The sequence below is a fragment of the Arthrobacter sp. TmtSoilC51 genome (assembly GCF_055388015.1).
This window is the reverse complement of record NZ_AP035877.1, coordinates 1,428,730-1,445,053: the sequence shown is the minus strand read 5'-3', so window position 1 is coordinate 1,445,053 and position 16,324 is coordinate 1,428,730. Positions and strand designations below refer to the sequence as shown.

General features: G+C 61.9%; 15 protein-coding genes. 5 read left to right on the top strand and 10 right to left on the bottom strand.

Annotated elements, in window-relative coordinates; genetic code table 11:
* Positions 1 to 2: 2 nt before the first annotated feature.
* From ACZ5G6_RS06695 to ACZ5G6_RS06655, 9 genes are all read right to left on the bottom strand, one after another.
* A complete protein-coding gene (locus ACZ5G6_RS06695; protein WP_498690311.1) occupies positions 3 to 1,292 on the bottom strand; it encodes an ABC transporter permease subunit in 1,290 nt (429 codons plus the stop codon).
* Positions 1,289 to 2,632 (bottom strand): ABC transporter permease, encoded by a 1,344-nt coding sequence (locus tag ACZ5G6_RS06690; RefSeq protein WP_498690309.1) that lies wholly within the window; start codon positions 2,630 to 2,632, stop codon positions 1,289 to 1,291. The genes ACZ5G6_RS06695 and ACZ5G6_RS06690 overlap by 4 nt, the downstream gene beginning before the upstream one ends.
* Positions 2,622 to 4,142: an ABC transporter ATP-binding protein gene (locus tag ACZ5G6_RS06685; protein ID WP_498690307.1), complete on the bottom strand. Its 1,521-nt coding sequence runs from the start codon at positions 4,140 to 4,142 to the stop codon at positions 2,622 to 2,624. Before ACZ5G6_RS06685 ends, ACZ5G6_RS06690 begins: the two co-directional genes overlap by 11 nt.
* 184 nt (positions 4,143 to 4,326) lie before the next feature.
* A complete protein-coding gene (locus ACZ5G6_RS06680) occupies positions 4,327 to 5,433 on the bottom strand; it encodes a BMP family lipoprotein (protein ID WP_498690305.1) in 1,107 nt (368 codons plus the stop codon).
* A 248-nt stretch (positions 5,434 to 5,681) separates the two neighbouring features.
* A complete protein-coding gene (locus ACZ5G6_RS06675; RefSeq protein ID WP_498690303.1) occupies positions 5,682 to 6,707 on the bottom strand; it encodes an NADP-dependent oxidoreductase in 1,026 nt (341 codons plus the stop codon).
* On the bottom strand, positions 6,704 to 7,135 hold the full coding sequence (locus ACZ5G6_RS06670; protein ID WP_223936293.1) for an organic hydroperoxide resistance protein: 432 nt from the start codon (positions 7,133 to 7,135) through the stop codon (positions 6,704 to 6,706). The genes ACZ5G6_RS06675 and ACZ5G6_RS06670 overlap by 4 nt, the downstream gene beginning before the upstream one ends.
* 52 nt (positions 7,136 to 7,187) lie before the next feature.
* Entirely contained in the window at positions 7,188 to 7,622 is a 435-nt protein-coding gene (locus ACZ5G6_RS06665; protein ID WP_223936292.1) for a MarR family winged helix-turn-helix transcriptional regulator, read from the bottom strand.
* A 122-nt stretch (positions 7,623 to 7,744) separates the two neighbouring features.
* Positions 7,745 to 8,950: an amidohydrolase gene (locus tag ACZ5G6_RS06660; protein WP_223936291.1), complete on the bottom strand. Its 1,206-nt coding sequence runs from the start codon at positions 8,948 to 8,950 to the stop codon at positions 7,745 to 7,747.
* A 109-nt stretch (positions 8,951 to 9,059) separates the two neighbouring features.
* On the bottom strand, positions 9,060 to 10,193 hold the full coding sequence (locus ACZ5G6_RS06655) for a mannose-1-phosphate guanylyltransferase (protein WP_498690301.1): 1,134 nt from the start codon (positions 10,191 to 10,193) through the stop codon (positions 9,060 to 9,062).
* Positions 10,194 to 10,513: 320 nt separating this feature from the next.
* Here ACZ5G6_RS06655 and sdhC point away from each other — a divergent pair, with 320 nt between their 5' ends.
* The 5 genes from sdhC to ACZ5G6_RS06630 all read left to right on the top strand — a co-directional run bounded on the left by sdhC (position 10,514) and on the right by ACZ5G6_RS06630 (position 14,904).
* Positions 10,514 to 10,849, top strand: coding sequence for a succinate dehydrogenase, cytochrome b556 subunit (gene sdhC / locus ACZ5G6_RS06650; RefSeq protein WP_231343329.1), 336 nt, complete (start codon positions 10,514 to 10,516; stop codon positions 10,847 to 10,849).
* A 3-nt stretch (positions 10,850 to 10,852) separates the two neighbouring features.
* A complete protein-coding gene (locus ACZ5G6_RS06645; RefSeq protein ID WP_223936289.1) occupies positions 10,853 to 11,314 on the top strand; it encodes a succinate dehydrogenase hydrophobic membrane anchor subunit in 462 nt (153 codons plus the stop codon).
* A gap of 106 nt (positions 11,315 to 11,420) precedes the next feature.
* Complete coding sequence (sdhA, locus tag ACZ5G6_RS06640) at positions 11,421 to 13,220, top strand: succinate dehydrogenase flavoprotein subunit (RefSeq protein WP_223936288.1); 1,800 nt, start codon at positions 11,421 to 11,423, stop codon at positions 13,218 to 13,220.
* Entirely contained in the window at positions 13,220 to 14,002 is a 783-nt protein-coding gene (locus ACZ5G6_RS06635; protein WP_142939921.1) for a succinate dehydrogenase iron-sulfur subunit, read from the top strand. The genes sdhA and ACZ5G6_RS06635 overlap by 1 nt, the downstream gene beginning before the upstream one ends.
* A gap of 128 nt (positions 14,003 to 14,130) precedes the next feature.
* Positions 14,131 to 14,904 (top strand): alpha/beta hydrolase family protein, encoded by a 774-nt coding sequence (locus ACZ5G6_RS06630; protein ID WP_223936287.1) that lies wholly within the window; start codon positions 14,131 to 14,133, stop codon positions 14,902 to 14,904.
* A gap of 73 nt (positions 14,905 to 14,977) precedes the next feature.
* On the opposite strand, the gene ACZ5G6_RS06625 is transcribed toward ACZ5G6_RS06630, so the two are convergent.
* Positions 14,978 to 16,279 (bottom strand): ABC transporter substrate-binding protein, encoded by a 1,302-nt coding sequence (locus tag ACZ5G6_RS06625; RefSeq protein ID WP_223936286.1) that lies wholly within the window; start codon positions 16,277 to 16,279, stop codon positions 14,978 to 14,980.
* Between the last annotated feature and the right edge of the window lie 45 nt (positions 16,280 to 16,324).

The window sequence follows — 16,324 nt, the reverse complement described above, 5'->3', positions numbered from 1 at the left end:
CGTCAACCCTTCACGTACGGTATGCCGCTTGCGGCCGGTGGCCGCGACCTACCCACCAAACCGGCGACGGCGAAAATGGTCACCAGGTACGGCAGCATGGCCATGAACTGGCTCGGCACCGGGGTTCCGATGATGCCCAGAATCGATTGCAGGTTGTACGCAAAGCCGAACAGCAAAGAGGCCAGGAAGGCTCCAATCGGATTCCATCGTCCGAAGATCAAGGCTGCGAGGGCGATGAAGCCGCGGCCTCCGGAGATTTCCTTGGTGAAGGAGTCGATGGTGACAAGGGTGAACACGGCACCACCGATACCGGCGATCGCACCGCCAAGCGTCACGTTCCAGAAGCGGGTGGCGTTGACGTTGATGCCGAGGGTGTCCGCAGCCTGTGGGTGCTCGCCGACAGCACGGACGCGCAGGCCCCAGCGGGTCTTGAACAAGCCGAACCACACTACGGCCACGGCCACATACATGAGGTATCCAGCAATGGATTGCTTGAACAGGATGGGTCCGACGATGGGAATGTCCGAAAGGAACGGAATCGGCAGGATATCCAGGCGGCCGGGGGTGTTGAACTGCTCCTTGTTTGGAGCCATGACGGTGCCGAACAGGAAGCCGGTGAGGCCCGAGACCAAGACATTCAGGACAACGCCCACAATGATCTGGTTGACGAGGTATTTGATGCTGAAGACCGCCAGGATCATTGACACTGTGGCACCAGCGGCTGCTGCCGCAATCAGCCCGACGTAAGGGCTGCCGGTCACCGTTGCCACCAAGGCGGCTGTGAAAGCTCCACCGAGCAACTGGCCTTCAATGGCAATGTTGACCACGCCCACCCGCTCACACAGGACACCGGAGAGGGAGCCAAACACCAAGGGAACAGCCAGCGTCACCGAACCCGCAACCAGGCCGGCAAGGGAGATTGAAGGCTGGCGTGCGCCGGCAACAATCCATACCAGCAAGGCGAAGACGAAGACCACCGCGAAGGCGATGGGCAACCACTTTGGTGAGCGCTCCCCCCGTGTCCACAGGTAGATCGAGTAAGCGGCCATGGCCAGGAGCACGATGGCCAGGACGATGCCACCTACCTGGCCTGGAATCGCCAGCGCCGGGACGGCAAAGGCGTCACCGGGATCGCTGATTTTCATCTCCGCCGTCTGGTCCGGGCCCATGAGGCCGAAGAACACGAGCGCAATGAGTGCCAGGACGCCGAGCGAAACGGGGACCTTCAAAGACGGGCGGAGCCCAGGCGCTGCTGTTGCGCCCGGTAGTGGAGCGGTGGATGTTGCGCTCACTTGGCACCTCCGGTGGCGTTGGCAAGGGCCGCTTTCCGGGCAGCCCTAGGCGTCTTGGTCTTCTTTTTGGGCTCAAGCCTGAAGATCGACCTGATCAAGGGGGGTGCTGCGATGAACAGCACGATCAGGGACTGGACCACCAGCACGATGTCGATGGGCGTGCCCGTTTGGATCTGCATCTGGACTGCGCCGGCCCGGAAAGCACCAAAGAGAAGGCCCGCGAAGAACGTTCCCCATGGAGTGCTTCGGCCAAGCAGTGCAACGGTGATGGAGTCGAAGCCGATCTGGCCCGCTACGCCGCCAGTCAGCACCTTTTCCGTACCGGCCACCTGGGCAACTCCGCCGAAGGCTGCGAGCGCGCCGGCAAAGGCCATGACCAGTATGGTGGCACGCGGTACCTTGATCCCTGCCGTCCGTGCGGCCACGGGGTTGGCACCCACAGCGCGGAACTCAAAGCCAATGGTGGAGCGGTTCAGCATCCACCACACGCCGTACGTCAGCAGCACCGCTACCAGGAAGCCCAGGTGGAGCCGGGAATCTGGAATGAGCACGGGGTAGGTGGCAGTGTCATCCAGCCGGGGTGAGATGGGGCTGTTGTCCCCCGGTCGCCGGAAAGCCGCGGTGTTCAGGAGGAAGTCCAGGAGGAACAGCGCGACGTAGTTCAGCATGATGGTCACGATGACCTCGTGCGCCCCGGTCCTGGCTTTGAGGATGCCAACTATCGCACCCCAGGCAGCGCCTCCGAGGACGCCCACGATGATGACGAGCAGCAGGTGGAGCCCGAAGGGCAAGTGCCACGTGAAGCCGACATAGGCAGCCAACGTGGCGCTGATGATGATCTGGCCTTGGGCGCCGATGTTGAACAAGCCTGCGCGGAAGGCCAGGGCAACGCCGAGGCCTGCACAGATCAGCGGCGTGGCCACCGTCATGGTTTCAAGCAGGGGCATGAAACCTTGGCGGGGGTTGAAGACCGAGCCCTGGAACAACGCGACGTAGCTCTTTGTCATGGCATTCCACAGCGCCAGCAGGAAGTCCGTTGGCCGCGCGAAGAAGTAACCCGCGCTCTCGGCAACCTTCTTGTCCGTGCCGGCAATGAGCAAACCGCCCAGGAACAGCGCCACGATAACCGCCAGGACGGAGACAAAGCCGCTGCCCGTGACGATCTTGCGCATCGTGCTGCCTTGCTGGTGACTGGTGCCCCCGCTCTGCGAGGACACGGGAACGATGGACGGTTCCAGCGTGCCACCAGCGGTATCGAGTGCGACGTCCGCCGCGCGTACTTCCGAGGCAGATTCCTCGGGAGTCTGGTCCTTACCCGGGGTCTGGTCCTTACTCGTCATGGGAGCCTCCTTCCGGGCCGACGCCGGCCATCATCAGGCCGAGGGTGTCACGGGGAGTTCCAGCTGGGACAATGCCCACGAGCTTCCCCTTGTAAAGCACGGCGATCCTGTCCGCGAGTTCGATCACTTCATCGAGTTCCGTGGAAATGATCATCACCGGTGTTCCCACATCCCGCTCGGCAACTATGCGTTTATGCAGGAATTCGATGGAGCCAACATCTACGCCGCGCGTGGGCTGGCTTGCGATGAAAAGCCGCAACGGCCTGGACAACTCGCGCGCCATGACTACCTTTTGCTGGTTGCCACCGGAGAGCGTTCCGGCCGCGGCTCCCGCCGACGGCGTCCTGATATCGAACTCCTGGATCTTGGCTTCGGCATTTTCTGCCACTTTGGCGGGCTTCATGCTGATGCCGCTGGCAAACGGTGCTTGGTCGTAAAGGTCCAGCACCAGGTTCTCGGCGACAGAAAAGGGGCCCACGAGCCCGTCCACCGTGCGGTCTTCCGGGACAAAGCCGACGCCGGAGCGCAGCACGTCCTTGACCGGCAGGCCCAGGAGCTGCTTGCCATCCAGCGTCACGGATCCCGTGACGTGCGGTTGGATACCGAGGATGGCTTCCGTAAGTTCCGTCTGGCCGTTGCCCTGGACACCCGCGACGGCGAGGATCTCGCCTTGGGCGATGTCGAAGCTGATGCCGTCCACCACGTTGGTGCCATTAGAGGCGCGGACTGTCAGGTCCTTCACCACGAACGTGGTTTCCTTGGGCTGGGCAGGGGCTTTGTCCAAGGTCAGGCTGACCGGGCGGCCCACCATCATGGAGGCAAGTTCCGTGGCCGAGGCCGTAGGTGGGGCATCTCCTACTACCTTGCCGCGGCGGATTACCGTGATGACGTCGGAGACAGCCTTCACTTCGCGAAGCTTGTGCGAAATGAACACGATGGATGTGCCGCCTGCTTTCAGCTGCCGCATGATGTCCAGGAGCTCATCCGTTTCCTGGGGCGTCAGCACTGCCGTGGGCTCATCCAGGATGAGCACCTTGGCCTCCCGGACCAGGGCCTTGATGATCTCGACGCGCTGCTGGACGCCCACGGGCAGGTCCTCCACCAAGGCGTCCGGATCGACGTCGAAGCCGTATTTCTTTGAAATGTCCCGGATTTTCTTCCGGGTTTCATCAATGCTGAGGACGCCACCGAAGGACGTCGGCTCTGCCCCGAGTGCCACGTTTTCGGCGACAGTGAAGACAGGAACCAACATGAAATGCTGGTGCACCATGCCAATACCGGCAGCCATGGCATCGCCCGGGCCGCGGAAGTTGACCGTCTTATCGTCAACGAGGATCTGTCCGGCCGTCGGTTCATAGAGTCCGTACAGCACATTCATGAGGGTTGATTTTCCGGCGCCATTTTCGCCGAGGAGGCAATGGATCTGGCCGGATTCGACCACGAGGTCGATGTCTTGGTTGGCGTAGAAGGTCCCGAAGGCTTTCGAGATCCCCTTCAATTCGAGTTTCACAACTCCCACCGTTCTTTGAGTCCGAGGGACGGCTGTACTGCTCCAAAGCCATTGGCTTTGAGCAGAAGCCTATTCTTGCGAGGGCCAGCAAGATAGGCGCTGGGGTCCGCAAAATAGGCGCTGGTCAGGGCAAAAACGCGCCGCCAGTACCGGCACTCGGTACTGGCGGCGCGTCCAGGAATTGTTACTTCTTGGGGCTTGCCCCTGATTCAACAACCAGCTTGCCGGACACGATGTCCGCCTTCAGGGCCTCGAGCTCGGACTTGGTCTCGGCGGAGACCGCGGAATCGAGGTCGTGGAACGGTGCAATGGCAACACCCTTGTTGGCAAGCGTGCCAACATAGGCTTCGTTGCTGAACTTGCCTTCCTTGTCGTCCTTCACCACGGTTTCTACCGCCTCACCCATCTGCTTGACCACGGAGGTCAGCATGAGGTCCTTGTACTCAGGAGCAGTGAGGTAGCCATCGGAGTCAACCCAGATGAGCTTGACGTCCTTGCCGGCAGCCTTGGCTTCCTTGAGGGCTGCACCTGCACCCTTGCCCACCGGGCCTGCTACGGGCATGACGATGTCCGCGCCCTGGTCCAGCAGGTTCTTGGTGATCTGCTTGCCGGTGTCCTGCTTCTCGAAGTCACCCGTGAACGAGCCATCCTGGCTGGCCTTGTCCCAGCCGACAACCTGTACAGACTTGCCCTTGGCCTTGTTGTAGGCCTGGACGCCGTCATAGAAACCGTCCATGAAAATGGTGACTGTAGGGAGCTTGATGCCGCCGAAGGTTCCCACCTTGCCAGTCTTGCTCGCTGAGGCTGCGGCGTAGCCTGCGAGGTAGGCAGCCTGGGCGGTGTCATAAACCACCGACTTCACGTTGGGGATGGGGGTCGGATACGAGAAGTCGATGATCGCGAAGTGCTTGTCGGGGTTCTTCTGCGCTGCTGCCTTGGTGGCGCCGTCCAGGAGGAAGCCCACCGTGACGGTCAGGTTGCACCCAGCGGAAACCATACCGTTGAGGTTGGCCTCGTAGTCGCTGTTGGCCTTGGACTCAGCCGACTTCATGGTGATGCCGAGGTCCTTTTCGGCCTTCTGCAAACCCTCGAATGAGGACTGGTTGAAGGACTGGTCATCGAATCCGCCGGAGTCGGACACAATGCAGCCGATGTAGTCGCTCTTGGTGGCGGCGCCCGAACCGGCGTCCGGAGCTTGTCCGCAACCGCTGAGCATGAGCGCTGCCGCTCCCGCAGTTGCAATACCGGCCATTGAACCGCGCTTAAGGGTGGCACGCAGTGGGTTCTTCAATTTTCCTCCAGGAAGAAAGTGAGTCGCGCTACGACGGATGGTCAATGAGTGTCCGTTTCGAATACCCGAGGCAGAAATTCTGTTTTCACTGAAGTTCGCAGCACTGCGCCGAAGCGCCTTGATACCCCCAACACTAGTGGCGTGGACCACACGCAGGTAGCACAATCCAGCCCTCATGGGCAGATTGTTGACCTTTTGTTACCAAGCAGTAGCCGGGTGCGCAAGTCACACCCGGTCCACCCCCAACATCACAGCCGGACGAGCATCTTTCCGGTGTTTGCGCCGTCCAGCAAATCAATGAATGCCTGCGGTGCGTTCTCCAGGCCGTCCACGATCGTCTCGTCGTAGCGAACCGTCCCGCCCGCGAGCCAACCGGCCATCTTTTCGGCGAACTCCGCCGCGTGCTGGCGCTGCCCACCCACCAGGAAGCCCCGCAGGGTCAACTGCTTGCCGATCGCCAGCGCCAGGTTCCTTGGTGCAACCGGCGGCTCGGTGGAGTTGTATTGCGCAATGGCGCCGCACATCGCGACGCGCCCGCCCACAGTGAGCGTAGCGAGAGCGGCTTCGAGGTGCTCGCCGCCGACATTGTCGAAGTACACATCGATGCCGCGCTCCCCTGCCGCCTCACGCAGCTGCTCAAGAACCGGAGCATCGTTGTAGTTGAAGGCAGCGTCGAAACCGAGCTCCAGCAGCCTGGCAACCTTCTCCGCGGAACCGGCGCTCCCAATCACCTTGCCGGCTCCCGACGCCTTGGCAATCTGGCCCACCATGGATCCCACAGCACCGGCCGCGCCGGACACGAAGACAACATCACCTTCCTTGAACTCCGCCACTTTGAGCAGGCCCGCATAAGCCGTAAGACCAGTCATGCCCAAGGCGCCAAGGAATGCCGATGTTGGGGCGAGGCCGCTCGGAACGGTGGTTGTGGCAGCCGCGTCCACTACTGCGTGCTCGCGCCACCCCAGTTGATGCACGACGACGTCACCCACCTTGTGCGCGTCGGACCTGGACGCAATTACCTCACCCACTGCACCGCCGTCGAGCGCTGCATCCAGGCGGAAGGGCGCGGAGTAGGACTTGACGTCATTCATGCGTCCGCGCATGTAGGGGTCCACGGACATGAACTGGTTCCGCACCAGGAGCTGGCCGTCCTGAAGCTCCGGCAGCCCGGAGGCGGCCAGCCGGAAGTTCTCCGGCGTCGGGCGGCCGACAGGGCGTGAGGTGAGCTGGATTTCGCGTGTTTCCACGGGCAGGGCTGTTGTTGTGGTGCTCATGCTGCAAACTCCACGAGCTTGAGGTCCACTGCCATGTTGCCGCGGGTGGCGTTGGAGTAAGGGCAGATCTGGTGGGCCTTGGCCATCAGTTCCTCGGCGGTGTCCCGATCCAAGGCGGGCAGGGCGATTTCAAGCTCGGCGGCCAACCCGTAGCCCTCGCGGTCAGTAAGGGCACCAAAGTGGACCTTGGCGGCAACGGCAGAATCGCTGAGGTCAACGCGCTCCTTGCGGCCAACCAAGCGCAGGGCGGAGTGGAAGCATGCGGCGTATCCGGCGGCGAACAACTGCTCGGGGTTGGTGCCTTGGCCGTTGCCTCCGAGCTCAACCGGGCTGGCGAGGGCGACGTCGAGCTTGCCGTCGTTGGTGCGGGCGTTGCCATCGCGGCCTTCGCCGGAGGCCAAAGCCTGGGCAGTGTAGAGAGTCTTCACGAATCTTCCATTTCTCTTGGATATCAAAGGGCTTGTGGTGGCTTTAGAAGTGTCAGAGTGACTTCTGTAGTGCAGCCGTGAGTTTGCCGAGCGTCGCGTGCAGCTGCTCAATCTCGTCCGGGGAGAGGCCTGCGGCATCAGCGAGGCGTTTGGGGACGGCCTTGGCGCGGGCACTCAGTTCCCTGCCGGCGTCGGTTAGGACGACATCCACCCGGCGTTCATCATCAACTGAACGGTGGCGCTCAACGAGCCCAAGGGCTTCAAGGCGCTTCAGGAGAGGCGACAACGTACCGGAGTCGAGCCCGAGTTCGGCGCCAAGTTCCCGCACGCTGCGTGGTTCCTGCTCCCACAGGACCAGCATCACCAGATACTGCGGATAGGTAAGGCCCAGCTCGTCCAGCACGGGGCGGTAGACCGCCGTCGCCGCCTTGGACGCTGAATACAGGGCAAAACAAACCTGGTGGCGGAGGCGGGGTGCATCACTCATGAATAAAACGATAGTGCACAATTCAGTTGTGCACAACTTATCTATGGGAAAAGCAACCAACTAGGTAGCAGATAAGGCCGTTATGAGCGTCCAAAACGGCCTTAACTGCTACTTAGTTGGGTTTAGTCCTGGAGGTCGCGGACCGTGCGGAGCGCGGCCGCAGTGAGGACGCGGATGGCGTAGCCGAGGGCGCGCTCGTCCACGATGAAGTCGCCACGGTGGAGGTCGTATTCCTCTCCGCCAGGCGTGTGGGTGCCCAGGCGCATCATGGCACCCGGAAGATCGGCCAGGAACCACGCAAAGTCTTCGCCACCCATGGACTGGGGCGTCAGGACCACGGCGTGCTCGCCGAGTTCGGCACGGGCCGCAGCTTCAATCAGGGCCGTTTCATGCTCGGAGTTGACCACGGGAGGAACGCCACGGGTGTGCTCCAGGTGCACGTCCACGCCATAAGGAGCGGCCACCTGCCGCACGACGTCGTCCAGCAACTCCCCCGCACTGTGCCAGGCATCGCGGTCCAGGCAGCGCATGGTGCCTGCCATGTAGCCGGTGCCGGGAATGGCGTTGGGTGCAGAACCCGCCGAGATCTGGCCCCACACCACGGACACTCCACTGCGGACATCCACGCGACGGGAGAGCACGGCGGGTACGTTGACCGCAATCTGCGCCAACGCGAAGACCAGGTCTTCCGTCAGGTGCGGCCTGGACGTGTGCCCGCCGCGACCCGTGAGCTCGATCTTGATGGTGTCCGATGCCGAGGTGATGGCCCCGATGCGGGTGCCGATCTGGCCAACGTTGATCCGGGGATCGCAATGCAACGCAAGGATCCGGGGCACGCCCTCCAGCACGCCCTGTTCAATGCAGGACAAAGCGCCGCCGGGCATGGTCTCCTCGGCAGGCTGGAAGATGATGCGGACAGTCCCGCCCAGCGGAGTGTTCTTGTGCATCCGCTGCAGCACCAAGGCAATACCGAGCATGGTGGTGGTGTGGATGTCATGTCCGCAGGCATGCGTGACGCCGTGGTTCTTCGAAGCGAACGGCAGGCCGGTTTCCTCGATGATGGGCAAAGCGTCGATGTCGCCCCGCAAAGCAGTTGCGATGGGGCCTTCCCCGACGTCCACGGTGAGTCCGGTACCTTCAAGGCGCCGCGGCTGGAGTCCGGCAGCTTCGAGCCGCTCCACGAGTTTGTCAGTGGTGCGGAATTCCTTGAAGGAGAGCTCAGGGTGCGCGTGCAAGTCCCGCCTGAAATCGATGAGTCCGGGCAGCAGCTCATCCACCCACGGACTTACAACGGGGGTCGGCTCAGTTTCAGTGGTGTAATTGCGCACGTCACAACTCTAGCCATCCACGGCCTCCGAAGAACGAAAGCCACCTCTTGGTTACGCCGCGTTCAGGCGCAGGACAACCAAAGAGGTGGCTCACGGTATAAGGGGCTTGCTACAGAACGTCCGTATCGCCGCTGGCTTTCAGGGCGTCAACAGTGCCCTTGACCAACTGGGCGTGTTCCTTGGTGGTGACCAGGAGTGCGTCCGGCGTGTCCACTATGACCACGTCCTTGATCCCGATGAGGGCAATCACGCGCTTGGTGTCGGAAACCACTACGCCGCTCGCATTCTCGGCGAATACACGGGCGCCTTCGCCAAGCACAGTCACTTCATCAACGTCGCCTGCGTTGTTCAGGCGCCCGATTGCGGCAAAGTCGCCGACGTCGTCCCACCGGAAAGTACCGGGCACGACGGCGACATCGCCGGCTGCCGCTGCGGGCTCGGCCACCGCGTAGTCGATTGCAATCTTGGGCAGTGAGGGCCAGACGCGAGCCGTGACTTCAGCGCGCTGGGGAGTGTCCCAGGCTTCGGCAATTTCCTGGAGGCCCTTGAACAGCTCCGGCTGGTTGGCTTCGAGATGCTTGAGCATGAGCGCTACGGGAGCGACGAACATGCCTGCGTTCCAGACGTAGTCCCCCGCTTCTACGTACTTGTTGGCAACTTCCTGGCTGGGCTTCTCAACGAACTCCGCTACGGCAAGCGCATTCGGAGCACCTTCCACGTGCAGTGCTGCGCCCGAGCGAATGTAGCCGAATCCAGTGGAGGGGTGGGTGGGCTTGATACCGATCGTGACGATCTTGCCTGTGGCAGCAGTGTAAATTGCCTCGCGCACGGTGTCCTGGAACAGATCGTCCGGGCTGATGACCTGGTCTGCTGCGAATGAACCCATGATGGTGTCCGGGTCGCGGCGGTGAAGAATGGCAGCGGCCAATCCGATAGCAGCGCCGGAGTCCTTGGGCTCGCTTTCGAGCACCAACTCGTCATCGCCCACTTCGGGGAGTTGCCGGCAGACTGCGGCACGGTGTGCCTCGCCCGTCACAACGAGCACACGCTCGCCGGCCAGCGGCTCAAGGCGGTCGTAGGTGGCCCTCAACAACGTGCTGCCAGAGCCGGTCAGGTCGTGGAGGAACTTGGGCGCAGCGGCACGCGAGAGTGGCCACAGCCGGGTCCCCACACCGCCCGCCGGAATAACCGCATGAAAGCGGTTCAATGGCGATTCCGGGAATGTCGCGTCTTCTGTACTCACCGCAACACTTTATCCGACGCGGCTGCGAAGCCCCGCAGTGCGCCTCGGATGTGGCCTTCGTCTCACGAAGCGCGGCAAATTGCCCAAATATCGCCTAAATATCGCGTAAATGCGGGCAGGAAACATGGAATTAACAAGCAGAGAAGCCCGTCCTAAATTGAATAAGCTGGTAGCGAAGCCTAGATTTAGGCGTGAGCTACGAGTGCTCTCGCAGCAGGCGTTCCCCCCGCGTGGATCCCATGCCAGCGCCGCTGTGTTGCAGGAAGGTTTAATCAGTGCCGACAAAACCAGCTGGCACCTTGTACCGCGGCCGTGAAGGCATGTGGTCCTGGGTTGGACACCGTATTACCGGTGTAGTGATCTTTTTCTTCTTGTTGGTCCATGTGTTGGACACCTCATTGGTGCGCGTGTCCCCTGAGGCCTACACGGCCGTCATTGGTGCTTACAAGAACCCCCTCATGGCCCTGGGTGAAACGGGCCTGGTCGCCGCGATCATCTTCCACGCCTTCAATGGCCTGCGTGTGATCGCCATCGACTTCTGGAAGAAGGGCGCGAAGTACCAGCGCCAAATGCTGTGGATCGTGCTTGCGCTGTGGCTGGTCACGTTCGCCGGCTTCGCTATCCGCCACCTTTCCCTCGCGCTGGGAGGCCACTAAGCCATGACAACGATTGAATCCCCACGCAGTGGAAAAATCGCTCCGAAGTACAACCGCACGGGCTCCAGCCGCGGCAACTTCGAGATGATCGCCTGGCTCTTCATGCGCCTCTCCGGCATTGTCCTGGTGGTGCTGATCTTTGGCCACCTCTTCGTGAACCTTCTGGTGGGCGAAGGTATCCACGCCATCGACTTCGGCTTCGTCGCCGGTAAGTGGGCGGATCCCTTCTGGCAGTTCTGGGACCTCGCCATGCTCTGGCTTGCCATGCTGCACGGAACCAACGGTGTCCGGACCATCATCAACGACTACGCGGAAAAGGACTCAACGCGCTTCTGGCTCAAGGTAGTCCTCTATGCCGCCACGGCTGTCATCATCATTCTCGGCACCCTGGTGATCTTCACGTTCAACCCGTGCCCCGTCGTCGACGGCGTCCAGCTGCCTGGCGGCTTCTGCCCGGCCCCGTAGCGGCTTCCTGGCGCAGCCGGCCGGCCCTATAGGGAACCGGTTGCGCCTGACTTAGCGGAACAGCCTCCGCCGACCATCTGAATTTTTGAAAGAGAGAGCATCTGGTATGCAGGTCCATAAGTACGACGTCGTCATTGTCGGTGCAGGTGGCGCCGGCATGCGCGCCGCGATCGAATCCGGTCAGCGCGCACGCACAGCGGTACTGACCAAGCTCTACCCCACCCGCTCGCACACTGGTGCAGCCCAGGGTGGCATGTGTGCAGCACTGGCCAACGTCGAAGAAGACAACTGGGAATGGCACACCTTTGACACCATCAAGGGTGGCGACTACCTGGTTGACCAGGACGCAGCCGAGGTCATGGCGAAGGAAGCCATCGACGCCGTGCTGGACCTGGAGAAGATGGGTCTGCCGTTCAACCGCACGCCCGAAGGCCGGATCGACCAGCGTCGCTTCGGTGGCCACACGCGTGACCACGGCAAGGCTCCCGTCCGCCGTGCTTGCTACGCTGCCGACCGTACGGGCCACATGATCCTGCAGACGCTGTACCAAAACTGCGTCAAGCACAACGTTGAGTTCTACAACGAGTACTACGTCCTTGACCTCCTGATCGTCGAAGAAGACGCAGTACGCGAGGACGGTACCCCGTACAAGCAGAAGCGCGTAGCAGGCGTGGTCTCCTACGATCTCGCCTCCGGTGAACTGCACGTTTTCCAGGCCAAGTCGGTTGTGTTCGCTTCCGGTGGTGCCGGCAAGGTCTTCAAGACCACGTCCAACGCCCACACCCTCACGGGCGACGGCATGGGCATCGCGTTCCGCCGTGGCATCCCCCTGGAAGACATGGAGTTCTTCCAGTTCCACCCGACAGGCCTCGCAGGCCTGGGCATCCTCCTCACCGAGGGTGCACGTGGTGAAGGTGCCATCCTGCGTAACTCCGAGGGTGAGCGCTTCATGGAGCGTTACGCCCCCACCATCAAGGATCTTGCACCCCGTGACATCGTGGCCCGCGCCATGGCGAACGAAGTACGTGAAGGCCGTGGTTGTGGTCCGAACAAGGATTACGTCCTCTTGGACCTGACCCACCTTGAGCCTGCCCACATCGAGGCCAAGCTTCCGGACATCACCGAGTTCGCCCGCACCTACCTTGGTGTGGAACCGTTCACGGACCCGGTTCCGGTGTTCCCCACCGCCCACTACGCCATGGGCGGCATCCCGACGAACATCACCACCGAAGTCCTCCAGGACAACGACACGATCGTGCCGGGCCTCTACGCAGCCGGTGAAGTTGCTTGTGTATCCGTCCACGGCTCCAACCGTCTGGGCACCAACTCACTCCTGGACATCAACGTCTTCGGTAAGCGCGCCGGTATCGCCGCCGCCGAGTACTCCAAGACGGCCGACTTTGTCGAGCTGCCCGAGGACCCGGAGGCCATGACGCGAGGCATCCTTGACGGCCTGCTCAACGGCAGCGGCACCGAGCGCGTTGCCCAGATCCGCAAGGAACTGCAGGACACCATGGACGCCAACATGCAGGTGTTCCGCACCAAGGAATCCCTGGAACAGGTCCTCAGCGACATCGCCTCCTTCGAAGAGCGGTACAAGAACGTCACCGTCCAGGACAAGGGCAAGCGCTTCAACCTGGACCTGCTGGAAGCCGTGGAACTGGGCTTCCTCCTGGACATGGCCAAGGTCATGACCGTCGGTGCACTGCACCGTGAAGAGTCGCGCGGCGGCCACTACCGCGAGGACTTCCCGGACCGCGACGACGATAAGTTCATGAAGCACTCCATGGCTTACCTGGACTCCTCCGTTACCGTCGACTCGTCGGCCGAATCCGTTGCGGGCATCCGTCTCGAGACCAAGCCCGTTGTCTTCACCCGTTACGAGCCGATGGAGCGTAAGTACTAATGACTACCGAAATGGCAGAGCCCGCTTCCAAGATCGAGCTTCCGGCGAGTGTCGCTGGCGACGGTGAAATCCCCACTTTCCACATCACCTTGCGCGTCCGCCGGTACGATCCCGAAATCTCGGAAGAAGCCCGCTGGGACGACTACAAGCTGACCATGTACGGCACGGACCGCGTGCTGGATGCCCTGCACAAGGTCAAGTGGGAGATCGACGGCAGCGTTTCCTTCCGCCGCTCCTGCGCCCACGGTGTTTGTGGTTCAGATGCAATGCGCATCAACGGCCGCAACCGCCTCGCGTGCAAGACGCTCCTGAAGGACCTGGACACGTCCAAGCCCATCACCGTCGAGCCGATCAAGGGCCTCCCCGTGGAGAAGGACCTGATCGTGGACATGGAACCCTTCTTCCAGTCCTTCCGCGAAGTCATGCCGTTCCTGATCAACAAGGGCCACGAGCCCACCAAGGAACGCCTGCAGTCCGTTGAGGACCGTGAGCGCTTTGACGACACCACCAAGTGCATCCTCTGCGCTGCCTGCACCTCGTCCTGCCCGGTGTTCTGGACCGATGGCCAGTACTTCGGTCCGGCCGCAATCGTCAACGCTCATCGCTTCATCTTCGATTCCCGCGATGACGCCGGCGACATGCGCTTGGAGATCCTGAACGACAAAGAAGGCGTGTGGCGCTGCCGCACCACCTTCAACTGCTCGGAAGCATGCCCCCGCGGCATCCAGGTGACCCAGGCAATCGCCGAGGTCAAGCAGGCCATCCTGGCCCGCAAGATCTAGCCGGCCGTTCACTCAAAGAACAACACGACGACGGCGCCGCTCACCACTGCTGGTGAACGGCGCCGTCGTCGTTAATGACCTGGCTGACCCGGGCCCCGGCCGGTAGCCGTAAAAGCAAGGAGACCAGCGTGTCACGCTCTGAGAAGATCAGCTTCACTGGAAGCACGGGCGATGCCCTGGCCGGCATCGTGGACGTACCTGAGGGCCCTGTCCGTGGCTGGGGCGTGTACTCGCACGGCCTGACCCTGGGCAAGGACAGCCCTGCTGCTTCCCGGATCTGCAAAGGGCTCGCCGAGCAGGGCGTGGGCATGCTCCGGTTCGACAACCTTGGCCTGGGCGGCTCCGCCGGAGAATGGTCCGCAGGCTCGTTCAGCGTCAAAGTGGCGGACACCATTCTCGCTGCCGACTTCATGCGGGAGCAGGGCAGAGGAATCTCCTTGTTGGTGGGCCACTCCTTCGGTGGCGCCGCGGTGCTGGCTGCTGCGCGCGATATCCCTGGACTCAACGCCGTGGTGACCGTGGGCGCGCCTTACGAGCCAAAGCACGTTGAGCATATGTTCGACGCCGAAATCGACTCCATCCTGCGCGACGGCAGCGCCGTGGTCGACCTGGGCGGCAGGCCCATGGAAATCCGCCGCCACTTTGTTGAAGACGTGGAACGCGCTGACCTGCGCGACTGCATCCGCACCCTCCACAAGCCTTTGATGGTGATGCACTCCCCCACGGACAACACCGTGGGCATCGACAACGCCAGTGAGATCTTCCGTACTGCGAGGCATCCACGGAGCTTCATTTCGCTGGAGGGCAGTGAGCACCTCCTGACGGGCAAGGGACAGGCGGCACGTGTTGCGCGGATTATCGGCGCGTGGGCGGATCCGTATCTGGAAGTCCGCGACGCCTAATACAACCCGGGGTCACTTATGGCCCATGTTTCCTTCTGGAAGGGGCCGTAAGTGACCCCGCGTTGGCGTTCACCTACTTGCCGATGGCGGCTTTGCTTTCGCTGAGCCATTGCTCGGCGGCCTTTTCCGGTGTCAGCCGCTTGAACAGGACCTCTGTGTTGATGCGGGCGGTGATCTCGGAGACCGCGGTTGAACCGGTGGGACCGATAAAGGTGGGGGCAAAATCCATCTTGCCGATCTGGTCGATATAAGCGGCCTCGACCTTGCCCTGGGGTGTCAGCAGGTCCTGGATGGCAGTGCGCATGCTGGAGTTGCTGGGCACGCCGCGGTCACTCTGGATGATCTTGGCTGCGGCCTCGTTGTTCACAAGGAAGTTCACCAGCTTGGCGGCGGCATCCGTGTGCTTGCTGCGTGCAGAGATGGTGTAGAACTGTGAGGACTGGAGCCAGATGCCGGGCGTGGGTGTTTCGCCGGGCAGCTTGAGCAGCTTCAACCCAGCGCCCGATGCTTTGCTCAGTGCGGACAGGGAATTGGACCAGGTGAGCATCATGCCAGCCTGCCCCATGCCCATCAGTGTCTGCTCGGTGCTGACGTTCAGCTTCTCCACGGTCTCTGATGCGCTGGGGGCTGCGCCCGATTCACTGAGCTTCACAGAAAAGTCGAAGTAGTCCTGCACGGTGTCCTTGTCCAGTCCCAGCTGGCCGTCCTGGGTGTAGAGCGATTTTCCGCGCTGACGGGCGAAGGCGTCCAGCGAGTCATGCGTAAGCACGGTTGCTGTGCCGTAGGTTCCTTTGGGGCTCTTTGCCGTCACCTCTGCGGCCACCTTGGCGAAGTCATCCCAGGACCAAGTGCTGTCATCGGGAACTGCAACGCCGGCAGCCTGGAATACCGCCGGGTTCACCACGATGGCGAGTGCATTGGCACCGGTGGAAACGCCGTACTGCTTGCCTTGGACCTGCCCGTTTTCCAAGGCACCTTGGTCCATTGCGGACAGATCCAGTGGGCCGCTGACCTTGGCGAGGTCCAGGAGGGCACCGCGGTTGGCGTATTCGGCCGGGTAGGCGCCGCCCATGGTGATGACGTCGGGGGCATCATTGGCAGCCACTTGCGTGGCCAACTTGTCGAAGTAGCCACCGATGTCGCCATATTCCGGCTTCACTTTGATGTTCGGGTTGGCTGCTTCGAATTCCTTGATGGCTTTGTTGGTCAGCTCTGCCCTTCCGGCGTTGCCCCACCAAGAGAACCGGATTTCCACAGGGCCGTCTTGGGGCTGATTGGACGAGGGACTCGAGCACGCCACGGTGAGGCCCAGCATGCCGACGGCAGCCATGAATGCTACTGACTTTCGCATGCGACGGAGAGATTTACGCGTCATTGGGTAACTTCCTTCAAGTCTGAGAAAACGGTTCCTGAAACGTAT

What these genes read in the sequence shown, in the direction of transcription:
- ACZ5G6_RS06690 (WP_498690309.1), bottom strand. Translation starts at nt 2,632, where the DNA reads ATGACGAGTAAGGACCAGACCCCGGGTAAGGACCAGACTCCCGAGGAA.
- ACZ5G6_RS06675 (WP_498690303.1), bottom strand. Translation starts at nt 6,707, where the DNA reads ATGAGCACCACAACAACAGCCCTGCCCGTGGAAACACGCGAAATCCAG.
- ACZ5G6_RS06665 (WP_223936292.1), bottom strand. Translation starts at nt 7,622, where the DNA reads ATGAGTGATGCACCCCGCCTCCGCCACCAGGTTTGTTTTGCCCTGTAT.
- sdhC (WP_231343329.1), top strand. Translation starts at nt 10,514, where the DNA reads ATGTGGTCCTGGGTTGGACACCGTATTACCGGTGTAGTGATCTTTTTC.
- ACZ5G6_RS06645 (WP_223936289.1), top strand. Translation starts at nt 10,853, where the DNA reads ATGACAACGATTGAATCCCCACGCAGTGGAAAAATCGCTCCGAAGTAC.
- sdhA (WP_223936288.1), top strand. Translation starts at nt 11,421, where the DNA reads ATGCAGGTCCATAAGTACGACGTCGTCATTGTCGGTGCAGGTGGCGCC.
- ACZ5G6_RS06635 (WP_142939921.1), top strand. Translation starts at nt 13,220, where the DNA reads ATGACTACCGAAATGGCAGAGCCCGCTTCCAAGATCGAGCTTCCGGCG.
- ACZ5G6_RS06625 (WP_223936286.1), bottom strand. Translation starts at nt 16,279, where the DNA reads ATGACGCGTAAATCTCTCCGTCGCATGCGAAAGTCAGTAGCATTCATG.